Raw genomic sequence first — 25678 nt, forward strand, 5'->3', positions numbered from 1 at the left:
TTGCGGCGCCAACGTTTGCCGTCTCACGCCATGCCCTTGCATTTGTGTCGCCCGCGCTTGCCGTGACGCGCGCGTGTCCTGCCGTCACAGCAGGTGGCGTGCCTTGATCTCGAGGTACCGATTGATCAGCGCCGGGGTGAGCTCCCCCGGCGCGACGTCGAGGACGAGGGCGCCGTGTTGCTTCAAACGGCGCACGAGCTTGTCGCGAAACGAGAGGATCTCGGCCGCCGCGCCGCGCAGGTAGGGGCCGACGCCGGAGAGCGCGCGGGTTTCGCCCGCGTGGCCGAGCGCGAGGGCGTCGACGTCGACGTCACGCAGGAGCACGAGGAGCGGCAAATGGCGCGGCAAGAGGCCACGCATGAGCTTCTCGAGCTCGGCGGCGGCGACCTCGTCGACGACCTGCGTGAAGAGCACGACGAGCGTCCGCTTCTTCACGCGCACGGCGAGCGCCTCGAAGGCGGCCCGGTAATTCGTGGGGGCGAGGTCGGGCTCGATGTCATAACCGGCCTGCACGATCTTGCGCGTCGCGCGGGCGCCGCCCGTGAGCGGGGCATACGCGAGGACCTCCTCGGCGAAGGCCATCATGGAGACCTTGTCGCCGCCGCGCGACGCGACGTGCGAGAGCATGAGCGTCGCATTCAGGGCATGATCGAAGAGGGATAGATTCGCGAACTCGGCCGTCATGAGGCGGCCGGCGTCGATGAGGAAGACGACGTTCTGATCACTCTCGAGCTGGTATTCGCGGGCGATGAGCTTCTTGCGGCGCGCCGTGGCCCGCCAGTCGATGCTGCGGTATTCGTCCTCGCGTCGATACTCGCGGAGGCGCGCGAACTCGCTCTCGCCGCCGAGCCTGCGCGAGGCGCGCACGCCGGCCGGGTCGCGGTCCTGCCGCGCGAGGAGCTCGTAGCCGCGGACGGCCTCGAGGTCGGGATACACCTTCACCGGGGAGCGCGCGGCGATGGTGTATTGCCGGATCCAGAGGCCGAGGGGCGAAGGATAACGGACGTGATGGTCGCCGAGGACGTGCGCGCCGCGGCGGGAGGGCGTGACGCGGTATTTGAGGGTGGCGTGGCCACGCGGCGGGAGGTCGACCTCGAGGGGAAGCTCGTCGCTCTCGGCCGAGGGGAAGAGATCCTCCTGCACGCGGACCTCGAGCTTGCGGCGGGCGAGGGAGCGGACGTCGAGGGAGACGACGTTTGGCCGGCCAATCGAGAGGACGGCCGGCGCGCGGCGGACGACGGTGACGAGGCGGCGGCGCGCGAGCAGGGCGTCCGTGAGCGCGAGCAGGGCGATCGCGGCGTCCGTGAGGAGCATGGGGACGAGCAATCCCCGGTCGAGCAGCGTAAAAAAGGAGAGGACGAGCGGACCCGCGAACAGGAGGACGAGCGCGCGCGAGGGGACCATGATCGAAATCAGGCCGCGGTGCGCGGGACCTTCGCCTCGCGCAGGATGTCCTCGACGCAGTCGTCGGCGCTCGTGCCTTCGATCTCGGCGTCGGGGTGGAGGATCAACCGGTGGCGCAGGACGGCGGGGGCGAGCGCCTTGACGTCGTCGGGCGTGACGAAATCGCGGCCCTCGCTGGCGGCGCGCGCGCGGGAGGAGCCGAGCAGGCCAATCGATCCACGCGGGGAGGAGCCGAGGTAGACGGCGCGGTGCGCGCGGGTGCGCGAGACGATATCGGTGATGTATTCGATGATGCCCTCGTCGACGCGGACCTCCCCGAGGGCGCGGCGCATGGCGAGGATGTCGTCGGCCGAGGCGATCGGCTCGAGGCCGGCGCGGTCGAGCCGGGCGGCGGAGAAGCCCTCGACGTGGTGGCGGAGGATCTGCTTCTCGACGGCGGGGCCGGGGTAACGGACGTGCAATTTGACGAGGAACCTGTCGAGCTGGGCCTCGGGCAAGGGATAGGTGCCCTGCGATTCGACGGGGTTTTGCGTGGCGATGACGAGGAAGGGCTCGGGCAGGGGGCGCGTGACGCCGTCGGTGGTGACGGCGAGGTCCTGCATCGCCTCGAGCAGCGCGGATTGCGTCTTCGCGGGGGCGCGGTTGATCTCGTCGGCGAGAAGGAGCTGCGTGAAGACCGGGCCCTCGTGGAAGACGAAGCGGTCCTCTTTCTGGTCGAAGACGTTGCCGCCGGTGACGTCGCTCGGCATGAGGTCGGGGGTGAATTGAATGCGGCGGAAGCTCGCGCCGAAGACGTGGGCGAGGGTGCGGACGAGCAGGGTCTTGCCGAGGCCGGGGACGCCCTCGATGAGGACGTGGCCGCCGCTCAGGATCGCGAGGAGCGTGGCCTCGATGATGTCGTCCTGGCCGAGGAGGACCTTGCCCGCCTCGCGGCGGATGCGATCGAAGGTTTCGCGGAAGAGGGACAGGTTCATGCTTTTCGGGTCTTCTTGCGGGAGCGCTCGCGGGAGGTCTGGGCGAGGAAATGGTCGAGGGCGCGCATGACGGCGAAATCGGCCGCGGCCTGGGCTCGGTCCTTGCCCCGCGCGCGTCCGGGGGGCGCGGCGCCGCCGGAGCGGAGGGACGCGGGGGCCGCCTCTTTTTGCGCCTCGGTGGCCTCGACGAGCACGGTCATGACCTCGCCGGTGCTCTTGCCGGCGCGGACGGCCACGGCCTCCGCGAGCCCGGACAACCCATGGCGGCCCTCGCGCGGGACACGCTCGCGGAGGCGCTCGATGGCCCACGCGGCATAAAGGCCGAGGGCATGGCGCGAGGCGCCGGCGCGAGCAAACGCGAGGCCGAGGGCGCGGACGTGGTCGGAGAACGCGCGCCTCCGATTCGCGGGCGGATCCCGCAAGACGCCGAAGGCGCGGCCCTGCCAGAGGAAATAGAGGCCGAGGAGCAAGAAGAGCTGGAGCAGAATGGGCAAGAGGCGCGCGCGGCCGAGGGTGTCGAGCGGCGTGTCGGCGCCGAGGGAGGTCCAGCCGTCGCAGAGCTCGACCTCACGGTGGAGCGGGCGGAAGAGGGAGATCAAGAAGGCCGCGTTGTCGCCGGCCGTCAAGGCGACGTTCGTGAAGAGTTTGTCGTCGGCGAGGACGATGACGCGGCCGTCGCCGAGCTGCTTGAAGGAGGCATACGCGCCCTCCCCGCGGACGAGCATGCGCTGGGCGTCCGTCAGCGTGAGCGTGGGCCCGGGCGGGAGGGAGAGGAGAATCGCGCCGAACTGGTATTCGTACCGCGTCGTCGGGGCGATGTCGTCGGCGACGACGGGATCTGGTTCGAGGGACGCGCCGGTCCAGGCAGGGAGGTCGGCCGCGCCCGCGATGACGAGGTCGCCGCCCGCCTCGACCCAGCTTTGTAAGCGGCGGAGATCGGAGGCCGAGAGGTCGAGGTCGGGCAAGAGGACAAGCGTCGCGTCGTCCTCGTCGGGCAGTTTGTCGAGGGGATCGCGGCGGTGGCGGAGGTCGATGCCATACGCCCCGAGCACGGCGCCGAGGGCGTGCGTGCCCGAGGGGGATGTGTCGCCGCGGAAGGCGCCGTCGGATTCGTCGAGCGCGGCGACGCGGCCGCAGGAGAGGGTCGCGGAGAGGCCGAGGAGCACGGCGAGCGCAGAGAGGGCGCGCGAGACGAGCGGGACGACGCGGTCGTGGATACGAGCGAAGGCCTCGGCCGAGGGCGCGCGGGATCCGAACTGGACACTCTCCACGTCGGCGACGATCGTGCGCACGTCGGAGGCGATCTCGGGCCGATCGCGGCGGAGGGTCCGCACGTAATCACCATTCGTGCGCGACGCGTGGATCTCGATGAGGCCGTCGCCGTCGAGGCGCCGGAGGAGCGCGGCATACACGTCGTCGATGGCGGGCCCGAACGCGCCACGCTGGGCCGCCACGCGGGCGCGGGCGAGCAGGCGCGCGACGTCGGTCTCGACAGGCCCGCGTGGCCCCGGGCGGCGTGCGCCCGAGGCATTTTCGGGCAAATCCTCGGGCGGCGCCTCGTCCTCGGGCGCGTCACGCTCGGAGAGGACGTTTTTCAGGACCATCCACGCGATAAAAGCCCCGAAGCCGCCGAGCAGGATAAAAAAGAGGACCCGGGCGAAGCCACTCGCGGCGCTGGCCACGGCAGGATCCGCAGGCGCGGGCGGCGGCGGCTTCGCGGCTCCGGGTTCGGCCTGCCCCTTCCCTTCCCCCGCGCCGGGGTCCTTGCCGGGCCCGTCACCACTTTTGCCCGAGCCCGCCTCGCCGCCGCCGGGTTTGCCCGGGCCAGACGCGTCTCCGCTCCCGTTCGGGCCCGCCTCGCCGCCGGATTTGTCCTGCCCGGGTTCCCCGGTGCCGGGGCTCTTTCCCTCGCCGCCGGGGCCCGCCTGGCCTTTCCCGTCCCCGCCCGGCGCTCCGTCCCCCGGGGCGCCGCCGCCCGCAGCATTCTCGAATCGACGCACGGCGACGCGGTCGTCGCGGCCGGACGATCGTCCCGCCAAACAGCGGGAGCCGGCCTTGCATTGCGGGGCGATGCCGGACGGCGGGCCGCCCTTCTCGATGGGCGCGGGCTCCTTGCGGCAGGCGGCAGGCAACGAGGGACATACCTCGCTCGTCTCCCCGACCAGCGAGCAAAAGGCGCGCTCGTCGCCGCCGAGGGGATAATCGTCCTCGTGGCAGAAGCGGTATCGATCGTCGGCGAGGACCTCGCGGACGCGCTCGTCGGCGTTGTAAACCGGGCTCGCGCCGAGGGCCGAGAGGAGCAGGACGAACTTGATCACGCAGCCCTCCTGCGCTCCTGCTCGGCCCGAGCGCGGATCGAGGTGAAGCGGAGCTGGATGTCCCAGCCGTCCTCACGGGTGCGGGTGTCGATGTAATAGAGGAACCGCGCCGTGGAGACGAAAGGAACGGCGAGGAAAAACCCTACGAGGGCCGCAGGAGAGCCGCCGTCCTCGAAGAGCCAGCCGAAGGGACGGCCGAACTGGAGGAGGTCGTTCACGAGCCCGTCGAAGAGCAGCTCGGCCGTGAGGACCCCGCCGAAACGCGCGCCGAGGAGCATGAGGAGGACGAGGAACGCGTCGCCCGTGCGCAAGGAGACGAGCCGCTTGGCCCGCTCGTGCGCGCGCGTGCCGGAGAGGCCCTCGAGCAAACAAGCCTCGTCGAGGAGCAGGAGGCGAATGCCAACGAATGGCAGGAGGAGGAAAAACGTGAGCGCGGCGATCACGAGGCCCACGCCCCGGATGACGAACGAGCCGAGGAGCGCGCCGAGGCGCTTGCGAAAGAGGGAAAAAACCGCGCGCGGGGTGATGGTCGGCGAGAAGATGATCTGGCTGATGGCAATCGTGAAGAGGGCCTCGACGAAGGGCACGGTGAGGAGAGCCGCGAGCCAGACGAGGAGCCAGGAGGCGTCGAACGCATACCGGAGGGCGAGGATGCCCGCGAGCAGCGGGGCGACGACGTAAAGGGTGAGGCGCGTGTAGAGGGAAAACGCGAGGGAGAAGCAGAGGCGGAACGCGAGGTCCATGACCTCGGTGAGGCTCCGGGGGCGCAGGACGATCGCGGAGTCGCCGAGGTTCAAGTCGAGGCCCTCCGCTCGCGGCCGGCGAAGAGCAAATAAGCCGCGACGAGCACGGTGAGGAGGGCGGAGGTGGCCCATTTGACGGGCGCCGGCGCGGCCGAGGGGGACCAGAAACCCTCGATGGCCGCGGCGATGAGGAGCATGACGGCGGCGCCGACGACGAGGCGGACGATGTCGGGCGCGCTCTCGCGCAGGGAGCCGAGGCGGGTGCGGCCGCGGGTGACGACGAGGGAATGGCCCATGCGGAGGCCCGCGGCGCCCGCGATGACGATGGCCGTGAGCTCGAAGGGCCCGTGGCCACACATGAACGTGCCGATATTCCGGCCAAACCCGGCCGCCGTGACCCAGCCGGTCACCATGCCGATGTTGAGGCCGTTGTAGACGAGGAAAAAGACGCTGCCGAGGCCGAAGAAGATGCCGGTGGCGAAGCAACGAAACGCGATGCCGACGTTGTTGTTCACGTAAAACCCGGCCATCGCGGAGTCGGCCCCCTCGCCGCGGCCCGCGTCGAAGCCCTTCGAATACATGTCGGCCATGCCGTCGAGCATGCTGCGCGGAAGGACCTGGGAGGCGGCGTCGGGGACGAAGAGGGCGAGGACGATGCCGATGGCGCAGGGGACGAGGAAGAGCGCGGAGGAGAGCGCGAAAAACGAGGCGTTCTTGCGGAGGGCGCGGGGGAAGTCGCGGGCGAGCAGGGCCCCGAAGGCCGGGACGCGGAAAGGCTCGGCGCCATAAAGCGCGCTGTGCGCGCGGCCGGCGAGGTTGTCGAGGTACGCGACGAGATCGGGGGTGCAGCGGGCGCGGCAGAGGACGAGGTCGCCGGAGAGGGCACGATAAAGCGCGGCCGCGCGGGAGATCGAAGCGCCGTCGAGGTGATGGAGGGCCTCGGCGCGCGAGACGAGGTTCTCGAGCTCGCGCCAATCGGCCGAGCGGGCCGCGAGGATCTCGTCCTGGCTCCTCAAGCCGGCCTCCTGCGCTCACGGGAGCGCGCGTGGATCAAGGCGAGGAGGCGCGCCGCGTCCTTGTTCCGGATGCCCATGCGGCTCGCGAAGAGGGGCGCGACCATGGCCGCGAGCTCCTCTTCCCGCGCGGGGCCGAGGCCATCCTTGCGGCGGAGAAAGAGCTCGATGGCCTCGAGCTCGTCGCCCGAGAGCGGGAGGCGCTGCGGGAGGTTCGCGAGCTCCTTCGGGGTGGGCGGAGGGTCGATGCGGATCGCAGAGGCCACGGCGCGGCGCTCCTCGACGATGACCATGGTGCCCGCGACCATGTCGCCGAGGCGCCGAAAGCGGCCGTCTCGCGCCATGGCGACGAGGCCGAAGGCATAACCGAAGGGGAGGAAGTCCGCGGCGCGGAGGAGGTTGCGGAGGAAGCTGTCGCCGATCCGCAAGGGATGGCCAAAGGCGGTGACGACACGGAGATCGAGCGCGCGTTTGCCCGGGGTGCGGCCATTCCAGGCGACCTCCCAGAGCGTGTAATAGACCCACTCGAGGAGGAAATGAATGACGAGCAGGAAGCCGGTGGAGAGGCCGGAGACGGCGTCCCCGACCGCGAGGCCGCCCAGGAGGGCGAGGATGGCGAAGACGACGAGGATGGCGCCCCGGATGAGGAGGTCGATCAGATAAGCGACGACGCGGCGCGCAGGGCCAGCGACGGGGTAATGAAACCGCACGTGCTCGGGGGTCTCGATCTCCGCGGTGGTGTCGATCGGCTGGAGGCGTCGGGCAGGCTCCGCCATGGGGCGGAGGGCATCACATCACGAGGGAGGGGTGGGGGTCAAAGGAGAACGCCGGGGGATCAGCCCCCCGCGGCGTACAGCACGAGCGCGATCAACACGACGAGGACGAGCGCGCCGAGCCCGGCCGCGACGTACAAGAGAATGGCGCGTGACCCCGCCGGCATGGCGCCCGGGGCGACGACGGCGCCGGGCACCGGGGCCCCGAGGGGCGCCCGCGGCGGGGCGGGAACACCACGCTTCTGGAGCCAGGCGAGCAGCACGTCGTGCATCTCGCCGGCGGTCTGGAAGCGCGCCGCGGGGTCACGCGCCATCGCGCGGCGGATGATCATCGAGAGCTCGGGATCGAGCGTGGGCACGTGCGTCTCGGGAGGGGGCGGGTCCTGCGAGACGACGCGGAACGCGAGCTCGACCGCGTTTTTCACGGCGAACGGGACGTTGCCGGTGACGCATTCGTAGAGGATGACGCCCGCGGCATACACGTCGGCCCGCGCGTCGACCTTGTCGGAGCTCCTGATCTGCTCGGGCGACATGTACATCGGCGTGCCGACCATGGCCCCGGTGCGGGTGAGGCCCTGGCCCATGTTCGTGAGCTTCGAGGCGCCGAAATCGAGGATCTTCAAGAAATCGCCGCCGCCCGCGCCACGCACGAGGAAGAGGTTCGCCGGCTTCAAATCGCGGTGCACGATGCCGAGCGCGTGCGCCATGGAGAGGCCCGCGAGGAGCTGGAGGAGCAGCGACGCAGCCTCCTCGGGCGGGAGCGGGCGGCGGCCCCGCAGGCGATCGGCGAGCGTCGCGCCGTCGAGGTATTCGAGGACGATGAATCGTCCCTCGGGGGCGCTGCCGGCGCCATGGACGAGGACGATGTGCTCGGAGCCGATGCGGCTCGCCGCCTCCGCCTCGCGCTCGAACCGCTGGACGATCTCATTGTTCTGGGAGAGCTCGCGGTGGAGGAGCTTCACCGCGACGCGATGGCCCCGCACGTCGTCGGTGGCCTCGTACACGGCGCTGACCGCGCCCTCGCCGAGGAACCGTACGACCCGGAAGCGCCCCGCGATGAGATGGCCAGGCTGGAGCTCCATCGTCCATCAAGCCTCGAGCACGACGGCGCTCTTGGGCTCCCAGCCGACGACGACCTGCGTGCCCGTCTCGATATGGCCATGCGAGGCGGGAGGCTCGGTCGCGACGACACGCTCGCCGCTCGAGAGGCGCACGACGGTCTTCCAGACGGAGCCGATGAAGACGGTCTCCTCGACCGTCCCGGGGAGCGATACGCCGAGCGATTCGCCGCCCTCCGCCTTGCGAACCGTGACCATTTCGGGCCGCACGCTCAAGGAGACGCCGCGGCCGGCCTCGAGGACGGCGTCGGGCTCGATCGGGATCCGCGCATCGCCGAGGGAAAACACGTGGGCGGCGCCGTCGCGCCGGACCTCGCCCGCGAGCAGGTTGGTCTCGCCGATGAAATCGGCGACGAACCGGGTCTTCGGGCGGTTGTAAATGGCGACGGGCGCGTCGATCTGCTCGATCCTCCCGCCGTTCATGACCGCGACGCGATCACTCATCGTGAGCGCCTCCTCCTGGTCGTGCGTGACGTAGACGAACGTCATGCCGAGCTTGCGCTGGAGGCTCTTCAGCTCGAATTGCATCTCCTTGCGGAGCTTGAGGTCGAGGGCGCCGAGGGGCTCGTCGAGCAAGAGCACGGAGGGGCCGTTCACGATGGCGCGGGCCACGGCGACGCGCTGCTGCTGGCCGCCGGAGAGCTCGCGTGGCTTGCGCGCGGCGAGGCCGTCCATGCGCACCATGGCGAGCACGTCCGAGACCTTGCGCTCGATCTCGGCCTTGGGCAGGCGCTTCTGCTCGAGGCCATACGCGACGTTCTCGCGCACGGTCATGTGGGGGAAGAGGGCGTAGCTCTGGAAGACCGTGTTGACGTCGCGCTTGTAGGGCGGGAGCGCGCTGACCTCACGGCCGCTCAGGAAAATCTCGCCCGAGGTGGGCATCTCGAAGCCGCCGATCATGCGGAGCGTGGTGGTCTTGCCGCAGCCGCTCGGGCCGAGGAAGGTGAGGAACTCCCCTTTCTCGATGGATAAATCGAGCGATTTGACGACCTCGACGTCGCCGAAGCGCTTCACGACCTTGCGTAGCTCGACGATCCTCAATGTAATGACTCCTTGTCGCGGCCGCCGAGCGCGGTGCCGAGCAGGATGAGGGCGATGGATCCGGCGAAGACGAGGGTCGAGATGGCGTTGACCTCGGGAGAAATGCCCCGGCGCATCATGGCCCAGATCTGGATGGGCAACGTGTTGTCGCCCGCGATGAGGAAAAACGTGACCGGAATCTCGTCGAGCGAGAGGGTGAACGAGAGGAGCGCCGAGCCGATGATCGCCGTCTTGATGTTTGGCAGGACGACCCGCCGGAACGTGGTGAGCGGCGGCGCGCCGAGGTCCGCCGAGGCCTCCTCGAGCGAAGGATCGAGGCGCTTCAACCGGGCATAGACCTGCGTGAGGGTGATGGCGATGAGGAAGGTGCCGTGGCCGATGAGCACGGCGAGCAGCGAGACGGGGACGCCGATGAGCGGGAAGAAGCTCAACATGGCGACGCCCGTGACGATGCCGGGCAAGGTGAGCGGCAGGAGGACGACGCGCTCGAGGACACGTTTGCCCGGAAAATCGTGGCGCGCGAGCGCGATGGCGCCGGGGACGCCGAGCAAGAGGCCGATCGCCGTGCCGCCGAGCGCGATGAGGACGCTGATCCGTAATGCCGCGAGGAGCTCGTCGTTCTCGAAGAGCTGCTGGTACCAGCGCAGGGAGAAGCCGCGCATCGGGAAGACGTTCACCGACTCGGGGTTGAACGAATACACGACGACGACCACCATCGGCAGGTAGATGAACGCGAGGACGGCCGCCGCCGCGCTGCCGACGAGGAAGGTGGGCAGGTCAAAGCGGCGCACTAGCGCGCTCCTCCGAACCGGCCGCGGCCCGTCTCGAGGCTCGCGAACGCTCTCTCGGCGCGGGACGTGCTCTCGAGGAGCAGCACGACGACGACGAGCAGGACGATCCCCACGACGGAGCCGAGCGGGCGATCGTTCGAGGTGCCGAACAGGTTCTGCACGACGTTCGAGATCATGAGGTTGTTGGTGCCGCCGAGCAGGACGGGCGCGAGGAAATCACCGAGCGTCAAGACGAACGCGAAGGTGCCGCCGGCGATGAGGCCGGGTAACGAGAGCGGCAGGACGATCCGGAAGAACGTGGTCAGGCGGCCGGCGCCGAGGTCCTTCGAGGCCTCGACGAGCGGGCGGGGGATCTGCTCGAAGGCGGTGTACACCGGCATGAGCACGAAGGGCGTGTAGATGTGGACGAGGCCGAGGATGATGGCCCATTCACTGTAGAGAAAGGCCTCGACGGGCGCGTCCGTGATCTTCGCCCATTGCAATGCCGAGTTCAGGATCCCCTCGCGGCCGAGGATGATCTTCCACGCATACGCGCGGACGATGTAGCTGACCCAGAGCGGGACGATGATGAGGCTGTAGAGCAGCTCCTTGTAGCGGCGCACCTTGAACGCGATGAAATACGCGAGCGGCACGCTGCAGAGCACGGCGAGGGCCGTGACCATCGCCGCGATCTTGAAGGTGTAGAGCAACGTGTCGCGGTAGAGGTCCTTCGTGAAGAAGGATTTCCACGGGTCGAGCGTGGGCTCGAGGACGACGTCGCCGATGTCGTTCGTGCTGAGGAAGCTCTGGAAAAACAGCGACAGGTAGGGGATGACCAGGAAACAGACGAGCCAGAGCGCGGGGGGGAGGACGAGGAACAGGAGCGCCCGCCTCTTCGGCGGGGTGATCGCTTGATCCGATGCCTTCGCGGCGGGCGCCGTATCCATCGCCGAGGACCTACTTCGCGCTCTTCACCTCGTTCCAGAGCTCGTTGTACTTCTTGCGGTCCTTGACCTGCTGCCAGAAATTGAGGCGCTTGAAGTAGTTGTCCGCCTCGGTCACGCAGGGGCTCTTCTTGAGGTCGTCGGACATGTGCTCCTTGGCCTTCGCGTTCGCCACGCAATACCCGCCCGTCGCCTCGAAGACGAGCGCCTGGGCCTTCGGCGTGGTGACGTAATCGAGGTACGCGAGCGCGAGGTCCTTGTTCTTCGAGGAGGAGGTGATCATGAGCCGATCGATCCAGCCCGTCGCGCCCTCCTCGGGGATCACGGCCTTGAGGTTGCCGCCCTCCGCGTTGACGTCCTTGACCGTGAGCGGCCAGCCGACGGCCAGGGCGATCTCCTTGTTCTTGAAGAGATCCTTGAGCTCACCCGCGGTCGCCCAGTACTTGCGGACCTGGGGCTTGAGCGCGACGAGCTGCTTCTTCGCCTCGGCGAGCTGCTCGTCCGTCATGTTGTAGAGCGCCGCCTGATCCGTCTTGTCGAGCCCCATCATCTGGCCGACGAGGTAGATGTTGGAGACGTCGTCCCAGAGGCTGACCTTGCCCTTGTATTGCGGGTCGTTGAAGACCTTCCAGCTCTTCGGCTCCTCCTTCACGACGTTCGCGTCGTAAATGAGGAAATCGGGGCCCCACGTGAAAGGCACGCCGTAGACCTTGCCGTCCTTCTTGACGTCGTCGCGGTTCCGGAGCGCCTCGGCGAGCTCGCCGTAGCTCGCGATCTTCGTGGTGTCGATCGGATCGACGAGGCCGCCCTGCACGAGGGTCGTCGCGACGTCCGAGGAGGGCGAGATGACGTCGTACACGCCCGGGCTCGACTTGAGCTTCGCCACGAGCTCGTCGCTCGTGCCGAAATACGTGTACTTGACGGTGACCTTGTACTTCTCCTCGAACCCCTTCGTGAACTTGGGATCGGCATACCCCTCCCACGTGAGCAGGTTCAGGGTCTGACCCTTCCACTTCTCGGCCGGGTCGGCCGGCTTCTGCGCGGGCGCCGCGCTGCCGGTCGGAGCCGCGCCCTCCGGCTTCTTTTCGCTCTGGCAGCCGAGCGACACGATCCCGAGCAGGGCGAGGCCCGCCGCCGATACCCACGAAGACAATCGAATCATCGCGAATCCTCCAATCCCGCAGACGGGTTCAACCCCGATACGAAATAACGGTCTTCCGCTCGCTGTACTCTTCCATCGCGTAGCGGACGCCCTCACGGCCGAGACCGGACTCCTTCACGCCGCCATAAGGCATGTGATCGGCGCGATAGGTGGGGACCTCGTTGATCATGACGCCGCCGACCTCGAGATCCTCGGCAGCGCGACGCGCGACGCGCAGGCTGTCGGTGAAGACGCCCGCCTGGAGGCCATACTTCGAGCGGTTCACCGCCTCGATGGCCTCCCCCACGTCGCGATACGTGAGCAGGTTGAGCACGGGGCCGAAGACCTCCTCGCGCACGATCGCGAGCGCCTCGCCCGGTTTGTCGAGGACCGTCGGCGGAAGGACGTTGCCCTCGCGCTTGCCGCCACAAAGCACGGCCACGCCCGATTTCTGGGCCTCGTCGATCCACGTCGTGATGCGATCGGCCGCCTTGCCGTCGATCACCGGGCCCACGAGCACGCCCTCGGCGCGCGGATCCCCCGTCTTGATGCGCGAGACCTCGTCCAGCAGAAAGCCGCGGAACGCCTCCTCGACGCTCTCCTCGACCCAGACGTTTTGCACGGAAATGCAGACCTGCCCCGCGTACGCGAAGGCGCCATACGCCACGCGCGAGGCCGCGCGGACGAGGTCGGCACCGCCGTGCACGATGACGGCCGCATTGCCGCCGAGCTCGAGCACGACGCGCTTGCCACGCGCCATGCTTTGGATCGTCCAGCCGACGGAGGCGCTGCCCGTGAAGCTGACGATCGCGACACGTGGATCACGGATCGCCCGCCCCGTGACCTCGTTCGGCGCGGTGATCGTCTGGAGCGCGCCGAGCGGGATGGTCTCGCGGCTCTCCGAGACCTCGTTCGCCGCCGCCTCGAAGACCTCGGCGAGCAGGCGCACCGCGCCCGGCGCCTGCGGCGCAGGCTTGACGAGCACGGGCGCGCCAATCGCGAGCGCAGGCGCGACCTTGTGCGCGACGAGGTTCAACGGGAAGTTGAAGGGCGTGATCGCGAGGACGGGCCCACGCGGGACGAAGAGGCTCGTGCCAGGCTCGTACGCGCGGCCGGCCGCGTCGATGTCGATCGGGAAGACCTCGCCGCCATACCGCTTCGTCTCCTCGGCGGCGACGGTGAAGGTCGTGATCGCGCGGGAGACCTCGGCGTCCGCGAGCGCCGCGGGCTTGCCGGCCTCGTCGACGATCGACGCCACGAACTTCGCCCGGTCCTCATCGATCCGCCGCGCCATCGCGGCGAGCAAGCAGCTACGGAGGTACCGGCTCGTCTTGCGGAAGCGCGTCTGCGCCGCCTTCGCCGCGGCGAGCGCGCGCTCCATGAGCGCGTCGTCGGCCTCCTCGGCGACGGCGACGATGCGGCCGCTGTAGGGCGATTTGATGGTATGCGTCCGGGTCGACTCCCGCCACGCGCCGTCAATGAAGAGCAGGTGTCGACTCATGTGTTCCTCCCGTCAACAATCGGGGCTCCGGGTCGCCTCTCGGCGCCCTGCGCCCCGAACCCGAGTTCCACGAGCCCCGCTTCCAGGACCGCGAGCCCCTCGTCGAGCTCGTCGTCTTCCAGGGTGAGCGGCGGGGCCAGGCGAATGACGTTGCCGTAGGTCCCGGCGCCGAGGACGACCAGGCCGTGCTGATAACAGTACTTCGCGAGCGCCCCGGCCGCGGCCTTGTCGGGCTCGCGTGTTTCCCTGTCCCGCACGAGCTCGATGCACCGCATGGGGCCGATGCCGCGCACGTCGCCGACGACCGGGAAGCGCTCTTTCCAGGCCGCGAGGCGCGCGCCGATGCGCTCGCCCACGGCGCGGATCCGCGCGAGGATCGCGCCGCCGCCTTCCTCGAAGCGGTCGAGCACGGCGAGCGCCGCCGCGCAGGCGAGGGGGTTTCCGCCGAAGGTGCCGCCGATCCCGCCCTCGACGGGCGCATCCATGATCTCGGCGCGCCCGACGACCGCGGAGATGGGCAGACCCGAGCCGAGCCCCTTCGCGAGCGTGACGAGGTCGGGCTCGATGCCGTAGTGCTCACACGCGAAGAGCGCGCCGGTGCGGCCGAAGCCCGTCTGGATCTCGTCGACGACGAGGACGATGCCGTGCTCCTTGCAGAAGCCCGCGAGCTCCTGCACGAACGCCGCGGGCGCGTCGACGAAGCCGCCCTCGCCGAGCACGAGCTCGATCACCACGGCGGCGACGTTGTTCGCGCCGACGTGGTGCAGGACGAGCTCACGCAGCTCGCGCATGGCCCACGCGGAGGCGTCGGGCTCGGGCGAGCGGTACGTGTACGGGAACGGCGTGCGGTAGACCTCGGGGCAAAACGGGGCGAAGCCCTGCCGATAGCCGACCTTGCTGGTCATGCTCATCGCGAGGTACGTGCGGCCGTGGAAGGCGTGGTCGAAGACGACGACGGCCTGCCGCTTCGTGTGCGCGCGGGCGATCTTGATGGCGTTCTCGACGGCCTCGGCGCCGCTGTTCGCGAGGAACGCCTTCTTCGCGAAGGCGCCCGGCGTGACGCGGCAGAGGCGCTCGCAGAGCGCGACGTAGCCCTCGTAAGGGACGACGTTGAAGCTCGTATGCAAGAACAGCTCGGCCTGCGTTTGCACGGCCCGGACGACGTCGGCCGGCGTGTGGCCGAGGTTCGTGACGGCGATGCCGGAGGCGAAATCGAGCAGCTTGTTGCCGTCGACGTCCTCGATCACGGCGCCGTGCGCCTTCGCGACGAAGATGGGCGTGCCGTGGAACGGCCCCCGGGCGACCGCCGCGCGGCGCTGCTCCATGAGCGCCCGGCTCCGAGGCCCCGGGATCTCGGTCTTCAATTCGATCCGCATGCGGGTCTCTCCCGAAAAACGCCGGCTAGTACCAGCCGAGCGGGGCCTCGTCCAGGTTGATGTTGACCTGCTTGGTCTCGAGATACGCCTCGATCCCGTAGAGCCCGAGCTCGCGCCCGGTGCCGCTCTGCTTGTAGCCGCCCCAGGGCATCTCGTTGAACGTCGGGTGATAGGTGTTCACCCAGGTGATGCCGGCGCGCAGCTCGCGGATCACGCGGTGCGCGCGCGTGAGGCTCTTCGTCCAGACCGCGGCGGCGAGGCCGTACTCGGTGTCGTTCGCGAGCGCGATGGCCTCCTCCTCGGTGTCGAACGGCGTCACCGTGAGCACGGGCCCGAAGATCTCCTCGCGCGCGATGCGCATGGTGGGCTTGACGTCGACGAAGATCGTGGGCTCGAGGAAGTGCCCGTTCGCGAAGGCCGGATCCGAGGGCCTCTTGCCGCCGCAGACGAGCCGCGCGCCCTCCTCGAGGCCGATGCGGATGTACGACTCGACCTTGTCGCGGTGCGCCGCCGAGACGAGCGGGCCCATCTTCGTCGCGGGATCGAGGCCATGGCCGACCTTCACGCGCGGGATCTTCTCGACCATCGCGGCGACGAGTTTGTCGTGCAGCGAGCGCTCGACGAGCAAGCGTGATCCGGCGGAGCAGACCTCGCCCTGGTTGGCGAAGGCGCCGAAGAGGGCGCCGTCGACGGCGGCCTCGAAATCGGCGTCGGCGAAGACGATGTTCGGGTTCTTGCCGCCGAGCTCGAGCGTGACCTTCTTGAGGTTGCCCGCGGAGGCCTGGAGGATCTTGCGCCCCGTGACGGTGCCGCCGGTGAAGGCGACCTTGTCGACGCGCGCGCTCTCGGCGAGCTCCTCGCCCGCGCCGGCGCCGGGGCCCGTGAGGATGTTGACGACGCCGGGCGGAAAGCCGACCTCGCTCATGATGCGGCCAAGCTCGAGGGCGGTGAGGGGCGTGAGCTCGGAGGGCTTGAGCACGCACGTGTTGCCCGCGGCGAGGGCGGGGGCGAGCTTCCAGGCGGCCATGAGGAGCGGGTAGTTCCAGGGGATGATCTGGCCGCAGACGCCGAGGGGCTCACGGACGACGAAGCTGACGCTGTTGGCGGGGACGTTCATGGTCTCGCCGGCGATCTTGGTGGCGAGCCCGCCGTAGAACTCGAAGCAGTTGGCGGCGTCGGCGACGTCGAACTGGGCCTCGGCGAGGGGCTTGCCGCAGCTCTGGACCTCGAGGCGCGCGAGGGCGTCGGCCTCCTTGTTGACGGCGTCGGCGAGCTTGAAGAGGAGCTTGGCCCGATCGAGGGCGGTGGTCTTGCGCCAGGGCCCACGATCGAAGGCCTCGCGAGCGGCGTCGATGGCGCGGCGCGCGTCGTCGCGGCCGGCCTCGGGGACGGTGGCGACGAGCTCACCATTGGCCGGGTCGCGAAGCTCACGCGTCTGCCCGGACAGGCTGTCCACCCAATTCCCACCGATGAGCATCTGATAGCGTTTCATTTCGCGGCCTCCTCCTCCCCTCGGAAGGCGGGGAGTCTACCCGGGAAGCCGGCAGCGGCGGGAGAAAAAAGGGGGCAGGGGCGGAGGAGGGGGCGAGGGGGACGGGAGGGGGAGCGGGGGCGGGGGTGGCTGGAGGGCCAAACCGGGGGGGCGGGACAGAGCCTCCGCTCGGCAGGAGCACGATTGAGCGCCGGAATGGCGAGCTCGCCAGGTTCGATCACCTGGCGAATCGGCTCAGCCTTCCGCCGTCTCCTCCTCCACCGCCTCCGGCCGGCTCACCTTCCGGAAGAACTGACCCGCCCAATCACGCGGCAATCCTCGCTCCCGCGCGCGGGCCGTCAATGCGTCGTGCAGCTCGTCACGCTCGCGCGTGAGGTCCGCCGCGAGCTCCTCCCGCCCGATCCGAACCTCGCCGCGCACGGTAGACACGGCCGCCGTCTGTGCGATCGCGGCGTCCGCGGCCTTCGCCCAGGGCTCGAGGTCGGCGCGGTGCTTGTCGAGCACCGGATCCTTCGAATCGAGCCAGCCGATCACCCGCGTGACCTGCTTTGGTAATGCCTGGCGGACGAACTTGCTCACCGTACGCGTGCTCGAAAAGAACTGGGTCCACCGCGCCGACGAGCGATTCTTCTTCACGGCGAGGTAAAGATCGTCGCCGAACCGCTCGCACGCCGCGTCGAGCCGACCGTTGGCGACGATCCGCGCGGCGTCGGCGTCGGCCTGCGCCTCGCGCGCCGCGCGCTCCTTCATTCGCACGACGTCGACCTTGGCGAGCCAGCCGTCCGTGAGGGGAAGGAGATCGTACGCGTCAGGGTCGGCCTTGAGGCCGGAGCGGGTGAAAAAGACCTCGCCGTCGACCTCGTCGAGGGGCTGGGTGGGCTGAATCTTGCGGGGATGAGACATGGAAACCTCCAGAATGGGGAGACGTCGGAGACGCCGTGGGGCTCATCACGAACTGCCCCATTAGACGATCCGACCCAGGCGCCCATGCCCGGAGAGCACACTCCCGACGGAAACTTCCCGAGCAAGCGTCACGAGACCCGTTTGCACCGCGTGCAAGGGGGTTTCGAAGCGTCACGAGACCCGTCTGCACCGCGTGCAAAGGGGTCTCGGACCGTCACGAGACCCGTCTGCACCGCGTGCAAAGGGGTTTCGAAGCATCACGAGACCCGTCTGCACCGCGTGCAAAGGGGTCTCGAAGCATCACGAGACCCGTCTGCACCGCGTGCAAAGGGGTTTCGAAGCGTCACGAGACCCGTTTGCACGCGGTGCACGCGGCAGTCTGCTCGATCGAAGTTACTCCGCGAGCACTTCGGCCATCGACCCGACCGTCGCGGCCCGGACGAGCCAGCGCTGGAGCGTCTCGGGTTCGGTGCAGGACCGGACGCGCTCGCGGTCACCCGCCGAGCAGGAGATCCCCCGGGCCGCGACGATGGCGAGCAGGCTGTCGTGCAGGCTCGTGAGGGCTTGCTCCGCCTCCGTCCGCGCTTGCTCCGCCTCCGTCCGCGCTTGCTCCGCCTCCGTCCGCGCTTGCTCCGCCTCCGTCCGCGCTTGCTCCGCCTTCGTTTCCAGGCTCTGCATCATGCCCTGGAGCCGCCCGATGAGGTCCTCGGTCCCGAAGATCGCGGCCATCCCATAAAAAAACTCGAGCCTGCCGTCCACGATCGCCAGGTCGAGACCGAGCACGCCCGACGCATGACGGCCGCCCTGCGGCACGATGCGCTGATAACGACGCGCGTCCGGTGACGGGAGGCGATACCCGCGGAGGTCTTGCCTCTTGCGATCGTAGACGAAATACTCGGGGATCCCGAGGCGCGCATATCGCTCCACGTTGTCCACGAGATCCTTCTTCCGGTTGCCCTCGTAGACGACCTCGATCGCGAGGTCGATCCCCCGCCCTTCATCGACGACCACCCACGCCATGCGCTCGTCGTCCTCGGGCTCAGGCACGTCTAGGACGGCAAGGATGTCCGGGCAAAAGGCTCGCTCGCCGGGGTAGAGGACGTTCATCTCCTCCGCCAGGTAGATGACGCGATGAAGGGCGTCGAAGTGCCTGCGCAGGCGGTCGGTCGCCCGGCGCTTGGCGTTGAAGTGCGGCCGGCCGTCGCCCATCGTGAGCCGAGGATCGGAGAGCGCGTCGATCACCTCGACGAGGAACTTGTGCCGCGCCTCGGGCGTCATCCCGCGCCACGCCTCCTCCGACGGCGTCACGGGCGGTTCGGGCAGGACGTCTTCGGGCTTCTCGGCCGGAGGTGCCATGCGCGAGGGTATACCACGTCCCTCCCCTCGCCGTCGCGAATCACTGCCGCGTCGCGTCCCACCGCCCGCCGTCGGCTTCACTCTGGAGATTGCCCCAGGTCCCGGCGAGGTTCGGGTCCGACGTGGAGGCGCGCCGGAGCGAGGCGCGGCCGGCGCCGGGGCGCGGGACGAACGTCATCCAGGTGCAGGAGAGCGCGACGCTCCCCGCGTCCTTCACGCAATCGAGGCGGCCCTGCGCGCCCCCGTCCTGGAAGCTGCAAGCCACCATCGAGGTGTTCTCCGCGCATTGCATCGGCCCGCGCGTGCTCGAATAGGTGCCCGTGAACGATACCGGCGCGGCCGGGACCGGCGGCGGCGCAGGCGCAGGCGCGGGCGTGGTCGTGGTGGGCAGCGGGAACGAGGTGGGGAAGGGCAGGCTCGGCAGAGGAAACCCCGCCATCGGGAACGGGAACGAGGTGCCGGGGAAAGGCAGGGTCGGCTGCGGCACGGGCAACGCCGGCCCCCCGCCGTCGCCGTAGAGCGCCCCGATCGCAGCCCGATCGAGCTGGGAGAGGCCCTCGCGCTGGCCGATCTTCGCATTCGGGTCGCGAGGGACGATCGTCGGCCGGCCGGTCCGGCTGAAGGCGCGGGCCGAGTAATGCATGATGCTCTGGTAATCGTAGGACCCGATGTCCTGCCCCGCCCCGCCCTTCTTCTCGAAGTTCCACCGATACGAAGGGTCGATGTCGTCCCACATGACGGTGATGAACTGGTCGCGGTCATTGCGCGATTGCTCGTGATAGAAGCCAGCCGCGTGCAGGACCTCGTGGACGACGCTGCCGCGCCCGCAGTCGGCGACCTCGATCTCCTGGGGGCCCCCGATGCGGCCGACGTACGAGCTGCACCCGCTGCCCGCGCCGCTGCTGCGGAAAACCACGTAATCAGCGTCGCCCGCGTGGGGGCGGAGGCGGAGCTGGGTGGTGTTCAAGTGCGCGACGGCCCAGTGGATCGATTCGACCGTGGAGGGGTGCACGGAGCCGTCGATCACATAAGGGATCTCACCCCGCGGCCAGAGGTCGGCGCGGCTCGCGACGCCCATCGCGCCCTTGACGTCCCCGGCGGGGCGCTGCGGCATCCCATGACGGAAGGGCACGAGCGTCGCCGGGCCGAGCATCATGTCGCCCTCCATGACGGCCAGGCCGTCGACGACGTCAAAACCCACGAGCTGCCTGGACACGTTGTTGGCGAGGTAGATAAAAGCGCTGCCAATATGCCGCGGCGCGGCAGGACGGTATACCTCGGCCTGCTGGGGAGACGCCTGGGAGGCGCCCGTCCATGTGCCGGAAGGCTGGCCTGCCGTTCGAGCCGGCGCGTACGAAGGAGAGCTCTTGCCGCACCCCGCGAGGGAGACGAGCACCACGAGCGCACCACAAACGGAACGGAGACCCTCGCCCATGCTCGAACTATTCCAGGCGTGGCCCGAAGATTCCAGGAAATCCGCGCGGGAGATCGAAGAATGAGGTACGCTCCACGCGCCATGGCCTCCGCATTGCGTCAAGCGCTCCTGAGCGCCGCCCTCTTCACCGCCGCCTGCGAGCCGAGCGCGACGCAGAGCAGCGCCACCGTCCCCGTCGGCGCGACCACGGAGGAGGCGAACCCCGACGCGCCACCCGTCCCGACGAGCGAGGCGAAAGAATCACCCGCGAAACCCGGGCAGAAGACGCTGTTCGTGCGCGAGCAGCGGGTCGACTGCGAGGGCGAAGGCCCGATGCGGTGCATGCAAGTCCGCGCGTCGGCGGACGCGGAATGGGAGCTCTTTTATGGGAAGATCGAGGGGTTTTCCTACGAGGAGGGCTACACCTACGAGCTCAGGGTGGCGCCTCTGGCGGCGACGGGGCCGAGGGCGGATGGGCCGTCGGGCAGGCTCGAGCTCGTCGAGATCGTGTCGAAGGAGAAGGTCGAGCCGTAAGCGACGAATCTACCGTCGTCCGCGACGGCCTCCGCCCCCACCCCGACGAGCCCCGCCGCCCCCCTTCCCCGCCGGCTTCTTCTGCGGCGGCGCGGGCGGAGGCTCCTTCGTATACGCGATCAGCACGGCCCGCCCGCCCCGGTATTCAGGCGTGATCTGCGTGTAACCGTTCTGCTTGCCAAACCCCGCCATGTCCCCCTTGTGCTCGCCCATCCATTCGCTGAAGCGCTTCCAGAGGTCGCGCGCCTGGTCGTCGGGGAGGGCCACGCCGTCCACGAATGCGGCGAGGTTGCCGGGCTGCTCCTGGGTCGTCATTGGATTCCGTACTCCTTCAGGCGTCTATAAAACGTGCGGCGCGGCAATCCCACGAGGCGCGCGGCCTTCACGCGGTTCCAGTTCGATGCCTGGAGCGCCGCGAGGATCCGCTCGCGCTCGTCGGCCTTGTGCGCCTCGAGCGAGCTGAGCTTGCGCGAGGCCTCGGCAGAAGCGCGCGCAGGGCCGTCACGCAGGCCCTCCGGCGCAGGCGGCGGCGGGCGCTGGCCGAGGCGCGCCTCCGGGAGCTCGAAGTCCTCGGGCTCGAGCTCCGCTCGATCGGAGAGCACCCACGCATTCAAGAGGACGTTCTCGAGCTGGCGCACGTTGCCCGGCCAGCCATGCGCCATCAGCCGGCGAAGCGCGGGCCGCGAGACGCTCCGGCGCTCCCGACCATACCGCGCCGCGAAGATGCCGAGGAAATGGTCGATCAAGATCGGGATGTCCTCGATGCGCTCGCGCAGAGGCGGGACGCGGACCTCGACGACGTGCAGGCGGTAGAGGAGGTCTTCGCGGAAGGTGCCCGCCGCGGTCATCGCCACGAGGTCGCGGTGCGTCGCGGCGATCACGCGGGTGTTCACGGGCTCCTCACGCGCGCCGCCGACGGGTCGGACGACCTTCTCCTGAAGGACGCGGAGGAGCCCGGCCTGCATCTTCGGCGGCATCTCGCCGATCTCGTCGAGCAAGATCGTGCCGCCCTCGGCCTCGCGGAAGAGGCCGCGGCGATCGCGGTCGGCGCCGGTGAAGGCGCCACGCACGTGGCCGAAGAGCTCACTCTCGAGGAGGTGCTCCGGGATCGCGCCGACGTTGATGCCCACGAAGGGCTTCTTGGCGCGAGGGCCCGCGTTGTGAATGGCGCGGGCCACGACCTCTTTGCCCGTGCCACTCTCGCCGATGACGAGGACGGGGATGTCCGTGTCCTTCACGCGATCGATGAGCGCGTAGACGCGGCGCATGGCCTCGCTGCGTCCGACGAGGCCCTCGTAGCCGAAGTGGCCCTTGATGACGGCGCGCGCCGAGCGGAGGTCACGCTTCGTGGCCTTGAGCTCCTCGGTGCGCTGGCCGAGCAGCTCTTCGAGCTCGGCGCGGGCCGCTTCGAGGTCGCGGTTCGCGCGCTCGAGCTCCTCGCTCTTTTTCTCGAGCTCCCGCGCGCGCCGCGCGTTCTCGCCGACGAGGCGCGCGGTCTCGATCGCGATGGCCACCTGATCGGCGAGCGCGACGAGCGTGGGCAGCTCGTCGGTGAAGCCCATCGCCGGGCGCAGGCGCGTCTCCAGGTAGAGCGCGCCGATCACCTCGCCGCCACGCGCGCGGATGGGCACACACGCGATCGACTGGAGCATGAGCTGGTGGACCGAGACGTACCCGGCCATGCGGGCGTCCTCGCGCGCGCTCACCGTGACGATGGGCTCGCCGATGTGCACGACACGCTCGGCGATCGACTGGGAGAAGCGCGCGTGCGGGTCTTCCCCCTCGCGGCCGCGGAAGGCGTGGACCGAGAGCGCGAAGGGGAGCGCAGCGGAAGGCTCCGCCTCGTCCTTCGGGGCCTGCGCGCTCTTCAAGATGACGAAGCCACGCTCGGCGCCGAGCAGGGCGATCGCATGATCGGTGACCTTCTCGAGGAGGCGCGCGAGGTCGACCTCGCCCGCGATCGCGCGGTTGATCTCGAGGATACGCGCGAGGCGCTCCTCGGTCGGCGCCTTGCGGACCGCGAGCGTGCTCGAAGGTGAGGCGTTCGCCGGGACCACGAGCGGCGCCGAGGTCTGCGGCGTGTGCACGGAGGGCATGCAGAAGGCGCGCAAGGCGCGGCGGCGGGGGTCGTCCCAGAAGACCTCGCGCAGGTCACGCGGCAAGACCGAGGCGATCTCCTCGAGCACGGCGAGCGCAGCCTCGCGGTCGCGGCGCGCGAGCATGGGCTTGCCGCCGTCCTCGTGCAGGGCCGCGCGCGCCTCGAGGGCACGGGCGATGAAGTCCTTCTGGCCGGAGGCGCGCGCCGCCTCGAGCGCCTCCTCGCAGTGCGCCGCGGCTTGCCGTTCGTCGCCGCGCAGCGTCGCCACGCGGGCGCGCGCGAGCGAGAGCAGCGGGCGATGCGCCGAGCCACCCCCGAGCGCGGCGACCGCACGTTCGATCTCTTCTTCGAGCTCGCCCGCGTCGTCGCCCGGAGACGCAGGCGCCACGAGCACACGCTCGAGCCGCGCCTCGGCCGCGTCGACGCCTCGGCCGAGGCTCTCCCAGCTCTCGGCGCAGGCGCGGCAGAGGCGCTCGGCCGCGGCGGGATCACCCGAGCGCGCGGCGTGTTCGGCTTCGAGCGAGAGGAGCTGCGCGCGCTGGCTCGGGCCGAGCTCGCTGCGCTGGAGCGCGAGCTGATCGATGGAGACGCGCGCCCGCGCGAGCCTGCCGAGGTAGAGCTCGAGGTTCGCGAGGTTCAGGAGCGCCTGGCGAAGCGTGGGGACGCGGCCCGAGCGGTGGCCCATGTCGACCGCGGCTTCGAGGTGCATGAGCGCAGCGGCGAGGTCACCACGCGCCTTGGCGATGCCCGCGAGGTTCAGGCGCGTGGTCGCCACGCTGCCCGCGTCGCCCGCTTGTTCGGCCGCAGCGAGCGCCTCCTCGTAGGCGGCCTTCGCCGGGTCGAGCTGGTCGTCGCGCTGGAGCGCGAACGCGAGCGAGCCGAGCGCGACCGAGAGGATACGCGGCTCGGCCACGGCACGAGCGAGGCGCACGGCGCGCGCGAGTGTCCTCTTCGCGTCGTCGTGCCGCGAGGAGAAGCTCTGCGCGAGGCCCGAGACGGCGAGCGCGTCGGCGGCGATGGCGAGCATGGCGAGCGCGCGGCGACCTTCCGCGCGGGGCAAGGGTGCTGCGTCATCGGCGGCCGCCGAGAGGCCCGTGCGCTCGGCGGCGGAGCTCGCCTGGGTCTCGGCGCCCGCGTAGTCGCCGGCGCGGAGCAGCGCGCGCGCGGCGTGCAGGCAATACGAGGCGGCGATCTCGGCGTCGGCCGCGAGGGCCTCGTCGTGCACGCGCTCGAGCTCGGCGATCGCGCGCATGGCGTCGCCGCGGCTCGTGAAGAGGCGGGCGCGGGCGATCGCCACGGCCGGCGAGGGGTCGTCTTCGAGGCGCGCGAGCACCTCGGCGGCCTCGTCGACGTGGCCCTTGTCGAGCAGCTCGACGACGCGCTCGCGATCGGAGCCGCGCTCGTCCTCCTCGGCGAGCAGGCGATCGACGTCCGCGGCGCTCGCGACGGGGGCACGCGCGATCGCCTCGACGATCGCGCGGATCTTGCCAGGCAAATGCCCCGCGCGCCGCGCGACGTGATCCGCGACGACGTCGCCGAGCGAGGGGATCGCCGAGCGCACGAGATCACGCGCGCGTGACTCTTCGAGCGGCGGGACGGCGAAGAGCTCGAGCGTCGGACCCGGCAAGCTGGGCAGCCGCTCGGGATCGAAGGTCACGACGAGGCGAGCGCCGGCCTCACGCAGCGCGGCGAGGCGCTCGAGGTCGGGCTTGGCCAGGCGATCGGCGTCGTCGACGAGGACGATCGGATCGTCCGGGTCCTCCGTGCCCGCGAGCTCGAGGTCCATCGCTTGCCCCGGATCGGGCGCGACCGCGGCCTCGACCCAGGCGACCGCGCGCCCTTTCACCCCGAGCCACCACGCCACGCGCCGGAGGAGCGTGCTCTTGCCGGCGCCGGGCAAACCCGTGACCACGATGCCGCCGCCCGCGCGCAGGCCCTCGACCTGCGCGTCGAGCGCGGCGGCGTGCTCGTCGAGGCCGACGATCGGCCAGACGAGCGCGTCACGCGGGGCGAAGGCCTCGGGCATCGGCAAGGAGGCGGCGCGGCGGATGGCGCTCGCGAGCTCGTCCGCGCTGGGGAAGCGGCTCGTCGGATCGGTCGCGGTGGCGCGACGGCAGACGTCTTCGAGGGCCACGACGACGGCCGGATCGAGCGAAGGTCCCACGGCGGCGAGGGCCTCGCGCAGGGTGACGCCGAGGGCGTAGATCTCCGCGCGAACGCCGAGCGGCGCGCCCGAGAGCAGCTCCGGAGCGGCGTACCGGGGCGTCAGGCCCGAGGGCCGCTCGCCGACGTCGCGGAGGTTCGCCGCGAGCCCGAGGTCGACGAGCGTCGCCTTGCCGCCGGCCCCGACGATGATGTTCGCGGGCTTGAGGTCGCCGTGGAGCAGGAGCGCGCGATGCAGCCGCGTGAGCTGATCGGCGGCCTGCGCGATGGCGCCGAGGATGTCGAGCGGCGCCTCCGGCTCGACGAACCGATCGGCCAGGCTCTCGCCGACGACGAGCTCACGCACGAGGTACGCGCGGCGGCTCTTCGGCAGGCGACCGAAGCCGAGGATACGCGGCACGCCGAGGCCTTCGAGGCCAGAGAGCGCGACGGCCTCGCGCACGAGGGCGAGCATCTCCGGCTCGCTCGCTCCCTCGGCGAGGACCTTCACGGCGACGGTCACGCCGGTGATGCGGTCCTTGGCCGACCACACCTCTCCGCCGCCGCCTTTTCCGAGGGGCGCGATGGGCTCGTATCGGGGCGGGAGCTGCAACGTTCCCGGG

The 25678-nt window shown here is 70.0% G+C and carries 20 protein-coding genes; 1 reads left to right on the forward strand and 19 read right to left on the reverse strand.

The annotated features are described in order from the left end of the window. Positions 1–84: 84 nt before the first annotated feature. The 17 genes from GF068_RS25135 to GF068_RS25215 all read right to left on the reverse strand — a co-directional run bounded on the left by GF068_RS25135 (position 85) and on the right by GF068_RS25215 (position 20083). Positions 85–1404, reverse strand: a complete 1320-nt coding sequence (locus GF068_RS25135; protein WP_153821999.1) for a DUF58 domain-containing protein — start codon at positions 1402–1404, stop codon at positions 85–87. Between the two features lie 8 nt (positions 1405–1412). Beyond that, complete coding sequence (locus GF068_RS25140; protein WP_153822000.1) at positions 1413–2378, reverse strand: AAA family ATPase; 966 nt, start codon at positions 2376–2378, stop codon at positions 1413–1415. Beyond that, complete coding sequence (locus GF068_RS25145; RefSeq protein WP_153822001.1) at positions 2375–4696, reverse strand: DUF4350 domain-containing protein; 2322 nt, start codon at positions 4694–4696, stop codon at positions 2375–2377. Before GF068_RS25145 ends, GF068_RS25140 begins: the two co-directional genes overlap by 4 nt. Then, the gene (locus GF068_RS25150) at positions 4693–5493 is read right to left on the reverse strand and encodes a hypothetical protein (protein WP_153822002.1); all 801 of its coding nucleotides are present in this window, start codon (positions 5491–5493) and stop codon (positions 4693–4695) included. Before GF068_RS25150 ends, GF068_RS25145 begins: the two co-directional genes overlap by 4 nt. After that, complete coding sequence (locus tag GF068_RS25155) at positions 5490–6455, reverse strand: stage II sporulation protein M (protein ID WP_153822003.1); 966 nt, start codon at positions 6453–6455, stop codon at positions 5490–5492. The genes GF068_RS25150 and GF068_RS25155 overlap by 4 nt, the downstream gene beginning before the upstream one ends. Beyond that, positions 6452–7228: an RDD family protein gene (locus GF068_RS25160; RefSeq protein ID WP_153822004.1), complete on the reverse strand. Its 777-nt coding sequence runs from the start codon at positions 7226–7228 to the stop codon at positions 6452–6454. Before GF068_RS25160 ends, GF068_RS25155 begins: the two co-directional genes overlap by 4 nt. Positions 7229–7287: 59 nt before the next feature. After that, positions 7288–8307 carry a serine/threonine-protein kinase gene (locus GF068_RS25165; RefSeq protein WP_153822005.1) on the reverse strand — a complete coding sequence of 340 codons (1020 nt, stop codon included), beginning with the start codon at positions 8305–8307 and terminating at the stop codon, positions 7288–7290. 6 nt (positions 8308–8313) lie between these two features. After that, positions 8314–9384, reverse strand: coding sequence for an ABC transporter ATP-binding protein (locus tag GF068_RS25170; RefSeq protein WP_153822006.1), 1071 nt, complete (start codon positions 9382–9384; stop codon positions 8314–8316). Beyond that, the gene (locus GF068_RS25175; protein ID WP_206079545.1) at positions 9381–10175 is read right to left on the reverse strand and encodes an ABC transporter permease subunit; all 795 of its coding nucleotides are present in this window, start codon (positions 10173–10175) and stop codon (positions 9381–9383) included. Before GF068_RS25175 ends, GF068_RS25170 begins: the two co-directional genes overlap by 4 nt. Then, positions 10175–11101, reverse strand: coding sequence for an ABC transporter permease (locus GF068_RS25180; protein ID WP_153822007.1), 927 nt, complete (start codon positions 11099–11101; stop codon positions 10175–10177). Before GF068_RS25180 ends, GF068_RS25175 begins: the two co-directional genes overlap by 1 nt. Positions 11102–11111: 10 nt before the next feature. After that, the gene (locus GF068_RS25185; protein ID WP_153822008.1) at positions 11112–12260 is read right to left on the reverse strand and encodes an ABC transporter substrate-binding protein; all 1149 of its coding nucleotides are present in this window, start codon (positions 12258–12260) and stop codon (positions 11112–11114) included. Between the two features lie 28 nt (positions 12261–12288). Next, positions 12289–13740: an aldehyde dehydrogenase family protein gene (locus GF068_RS25190; RefSeq protein WP_153822009.1), complete on the reverse strand. Its 1452-nt coding sequence runs from the start codon at positions 13738–13740 to the stop codon at positions 12289–12291. Next, positions 13737–15116: a 4-aminobutyrate--2-oxoglutarate transaminase gene (gabT, locus tag GF068_RS25195; protein ID WP_153822010.1), complete on the reverse strand. Its 1380-nt coding sequence runs from the start codon at positions 15114–15116 to the stop codon at positions 13737–13739. Before gabT ends, GF068_RS25190 begins: the two co-directional genes overlap by 4 nt. A gap of 25 nt (positions 15117–15141) precedes the next feature. Continuing rightward, positions 15142–16608 (reverse strand): aldehyde dehydrogenase family protein, encoded by a 1467-nt coding sequence (locus tag GF068_RS25200; RefSeq protein WP_153822011.1) that lies wholly within the window; start codon positions 16606–16608, stop codon positions 15142–15144. A gap of 234 nt (positions 16609–16842) precedes the next feature. After that, a complete protein-coding gene (locus GF068_RS25205; RefSeq protein WP_153822012.1) occupies positions 16843–17511 on the reverse strand; it encodes a hypothetical protein in 669 nt (222 codons plus the stop codon). 393 nt (positions 17512–17904) lie between these two features. Beyond that, a complete protein-coding gene (locus GF068_RS25210) occupies positions 17905–18867 on the reverse strand; it encodes a Uma2 family endonuclease (RefSeq protein ID WP_153822013.1) in 963 nt (320 codons plus the stop codon). Positions 18868–18907: 40 nt separating this feature from the next. Continuing rightward, positions 18908–20083, reverse strand: a complete 1176-nt coding sequence (locus GF068_RS25215; protein WP_170319664.1) for a M12 family metallopeptidase — start codon at positions 20081–20083, stop codon at positions 18908–18910. Positions 20084–20383: 300 nt separating this feature from the next. Between GF068_RS25215 and GF068_RS43710 the strand changes: the two genes are divergently transcribed. Beyond that, on the forward strand, positions 20384–20815 hold the full coding sequence (locus GF068_RS43710) for a DUF4377 domain-containing protein (protein ID WP_170319665.1): 432 nt from the start codon (positions 20384–20386) through the stop codon (positions 20813–20815). Between the two features lie 9 nt (positions 20816–20824). Here GF068_RS43710 and GF068_RS25225 read toward each other — a convergent pair whose 3' ends face one another. Both GF068_RS25225 and GF068_RS25230 read right to left on the reverse strand, forming a co-directional pair. After that, a complete protein-coding gene (locus tag GF068_RS25225; protein ID WP_153822015.1) occupies positions 20825–21130 on the reverse strand; it encodes a hypothetical protein in 306 nt (101 codons plus the stop codon). After that, a complete protein-coding gene (locus GF068_RS25230) occupies positions 21127–25668 on the reverse strand; it encodes a sigma 54-interacting transcriptional regulator (RefSeq protein ID WP_153822016.1) in 4542 nt (1513 codons plus the stop codon). Before GF068_RS25230 ends, GF068_RS25225 begins: the two co-directional genes overlap by 4 nt. Positions 25669–25678 lie beyond the last annotated feature (10 nt).

It is taken from the genome of Polyangium spumosum (genome assembly GCF_009649845.1).
Taxonomy (GTDB): Bacteria; Myxococcota_A; Polyangia; order Polyangiales; family Polyangiaceae; genus Polyangium; species Polyangium spumosum.

Excerpts from the sequence above, each read along its gene's own strand:
- GF068_RS25135 (WP_153821999.1), bottom strand. The coding sequence starts at position 1,404 with ATGGTCCCCTCGCGCGCGCTCGTCCTCCTGTTCGCGGGTCCGCTCGTC.
- GF068_RS25140 (WP_153822000.1), bottom strand. The coding sequence starts at position 2,378 with ATGAACCTGTCCCTCTTCCGCGAAACCTTCGATCGCATCCGCCGCGAG.
- GF068_RS25160 (WP_153822004.1), bottom strand. The coding sequence starts at position 7,228 with ATGGCGGAGCCTGCCCGACGCCTCCAGCCGATCGACACCACCGCGGAG.
- GF068_RS25165 (WP_153822005.1), bottom strand. The coding sequence starts at position 8,307 with ATGGAGCTCCAGCCTGGCCATCTCATCGCGGGGCGCTTCCGGGTCGTA.
- GF068_RS25180 (WP_153822007.1), bottom strand. The coding sequence starts at position 11,101 with ATGGATACGGCGCCCGCCGCGAAGGCATCGGATCAAGCGATCACCCCG.
- GF068_RS25185 (WP_153822008.1), bottom strand. The coding sequence starts at position 12,260 with ATGATTCGATTGTCTTCGTGGGTATCGGCGGCGGGCCTCGCCCTGCTC.
- GF068_RS25190 (WP_153822009.1), bottom strand. The coding sequence starts at position 13,740 with ATGAGTCGACACCTGCTCTTCATTGACGGCGCGTGGCGGGAGTCGACC.
- gabT (WP_153822010.1), bottom strand. The coding sequence starts at position 15,116 with ATGCGGATCGAATTGAAGACCGAGATCCCGGGGCCTCGGAGCCGGGCG.
- GF068_RS25200 (WP_153822011.1), bottom strand. The coding sequence starts at position 16,608 with ATGAAACGCTATCAGATGCTCATCGGTGGGAATTGGGTGGACAGCCTG.
- GF068_RS25205 (WP_153822012.1), bottom strand. The coding sequence starts at position 17,511 with ATGTCTCATCCCCGCAAGATTCAGCCCACCCAGCCCCTCGACGAGGTC.
- GF068_RS25210 (WP_153822013.1), bottom strand. The coding sequence starts at position 18,867 with ATGGCACCTCCGGCCGAGAAGCCCGAAGACGTCCTGCCCGAACCGCCC.
- GF068_RS43710 (WP_170319665.1), top strand. The coding sequence starts at position 20,384 with ATGGCCTCCGCATTGCGTCAAGCGCTCCTGAGCGCCGCCCTCTTCACC.
- GF068_RS25225 (WP_153822015.1), bottom strand. The coding sequence starts at position 21,130 with ATGACGACCCAGGAGCAGCCCGGCAACCTCGCCGCATTCGTGGACGGC.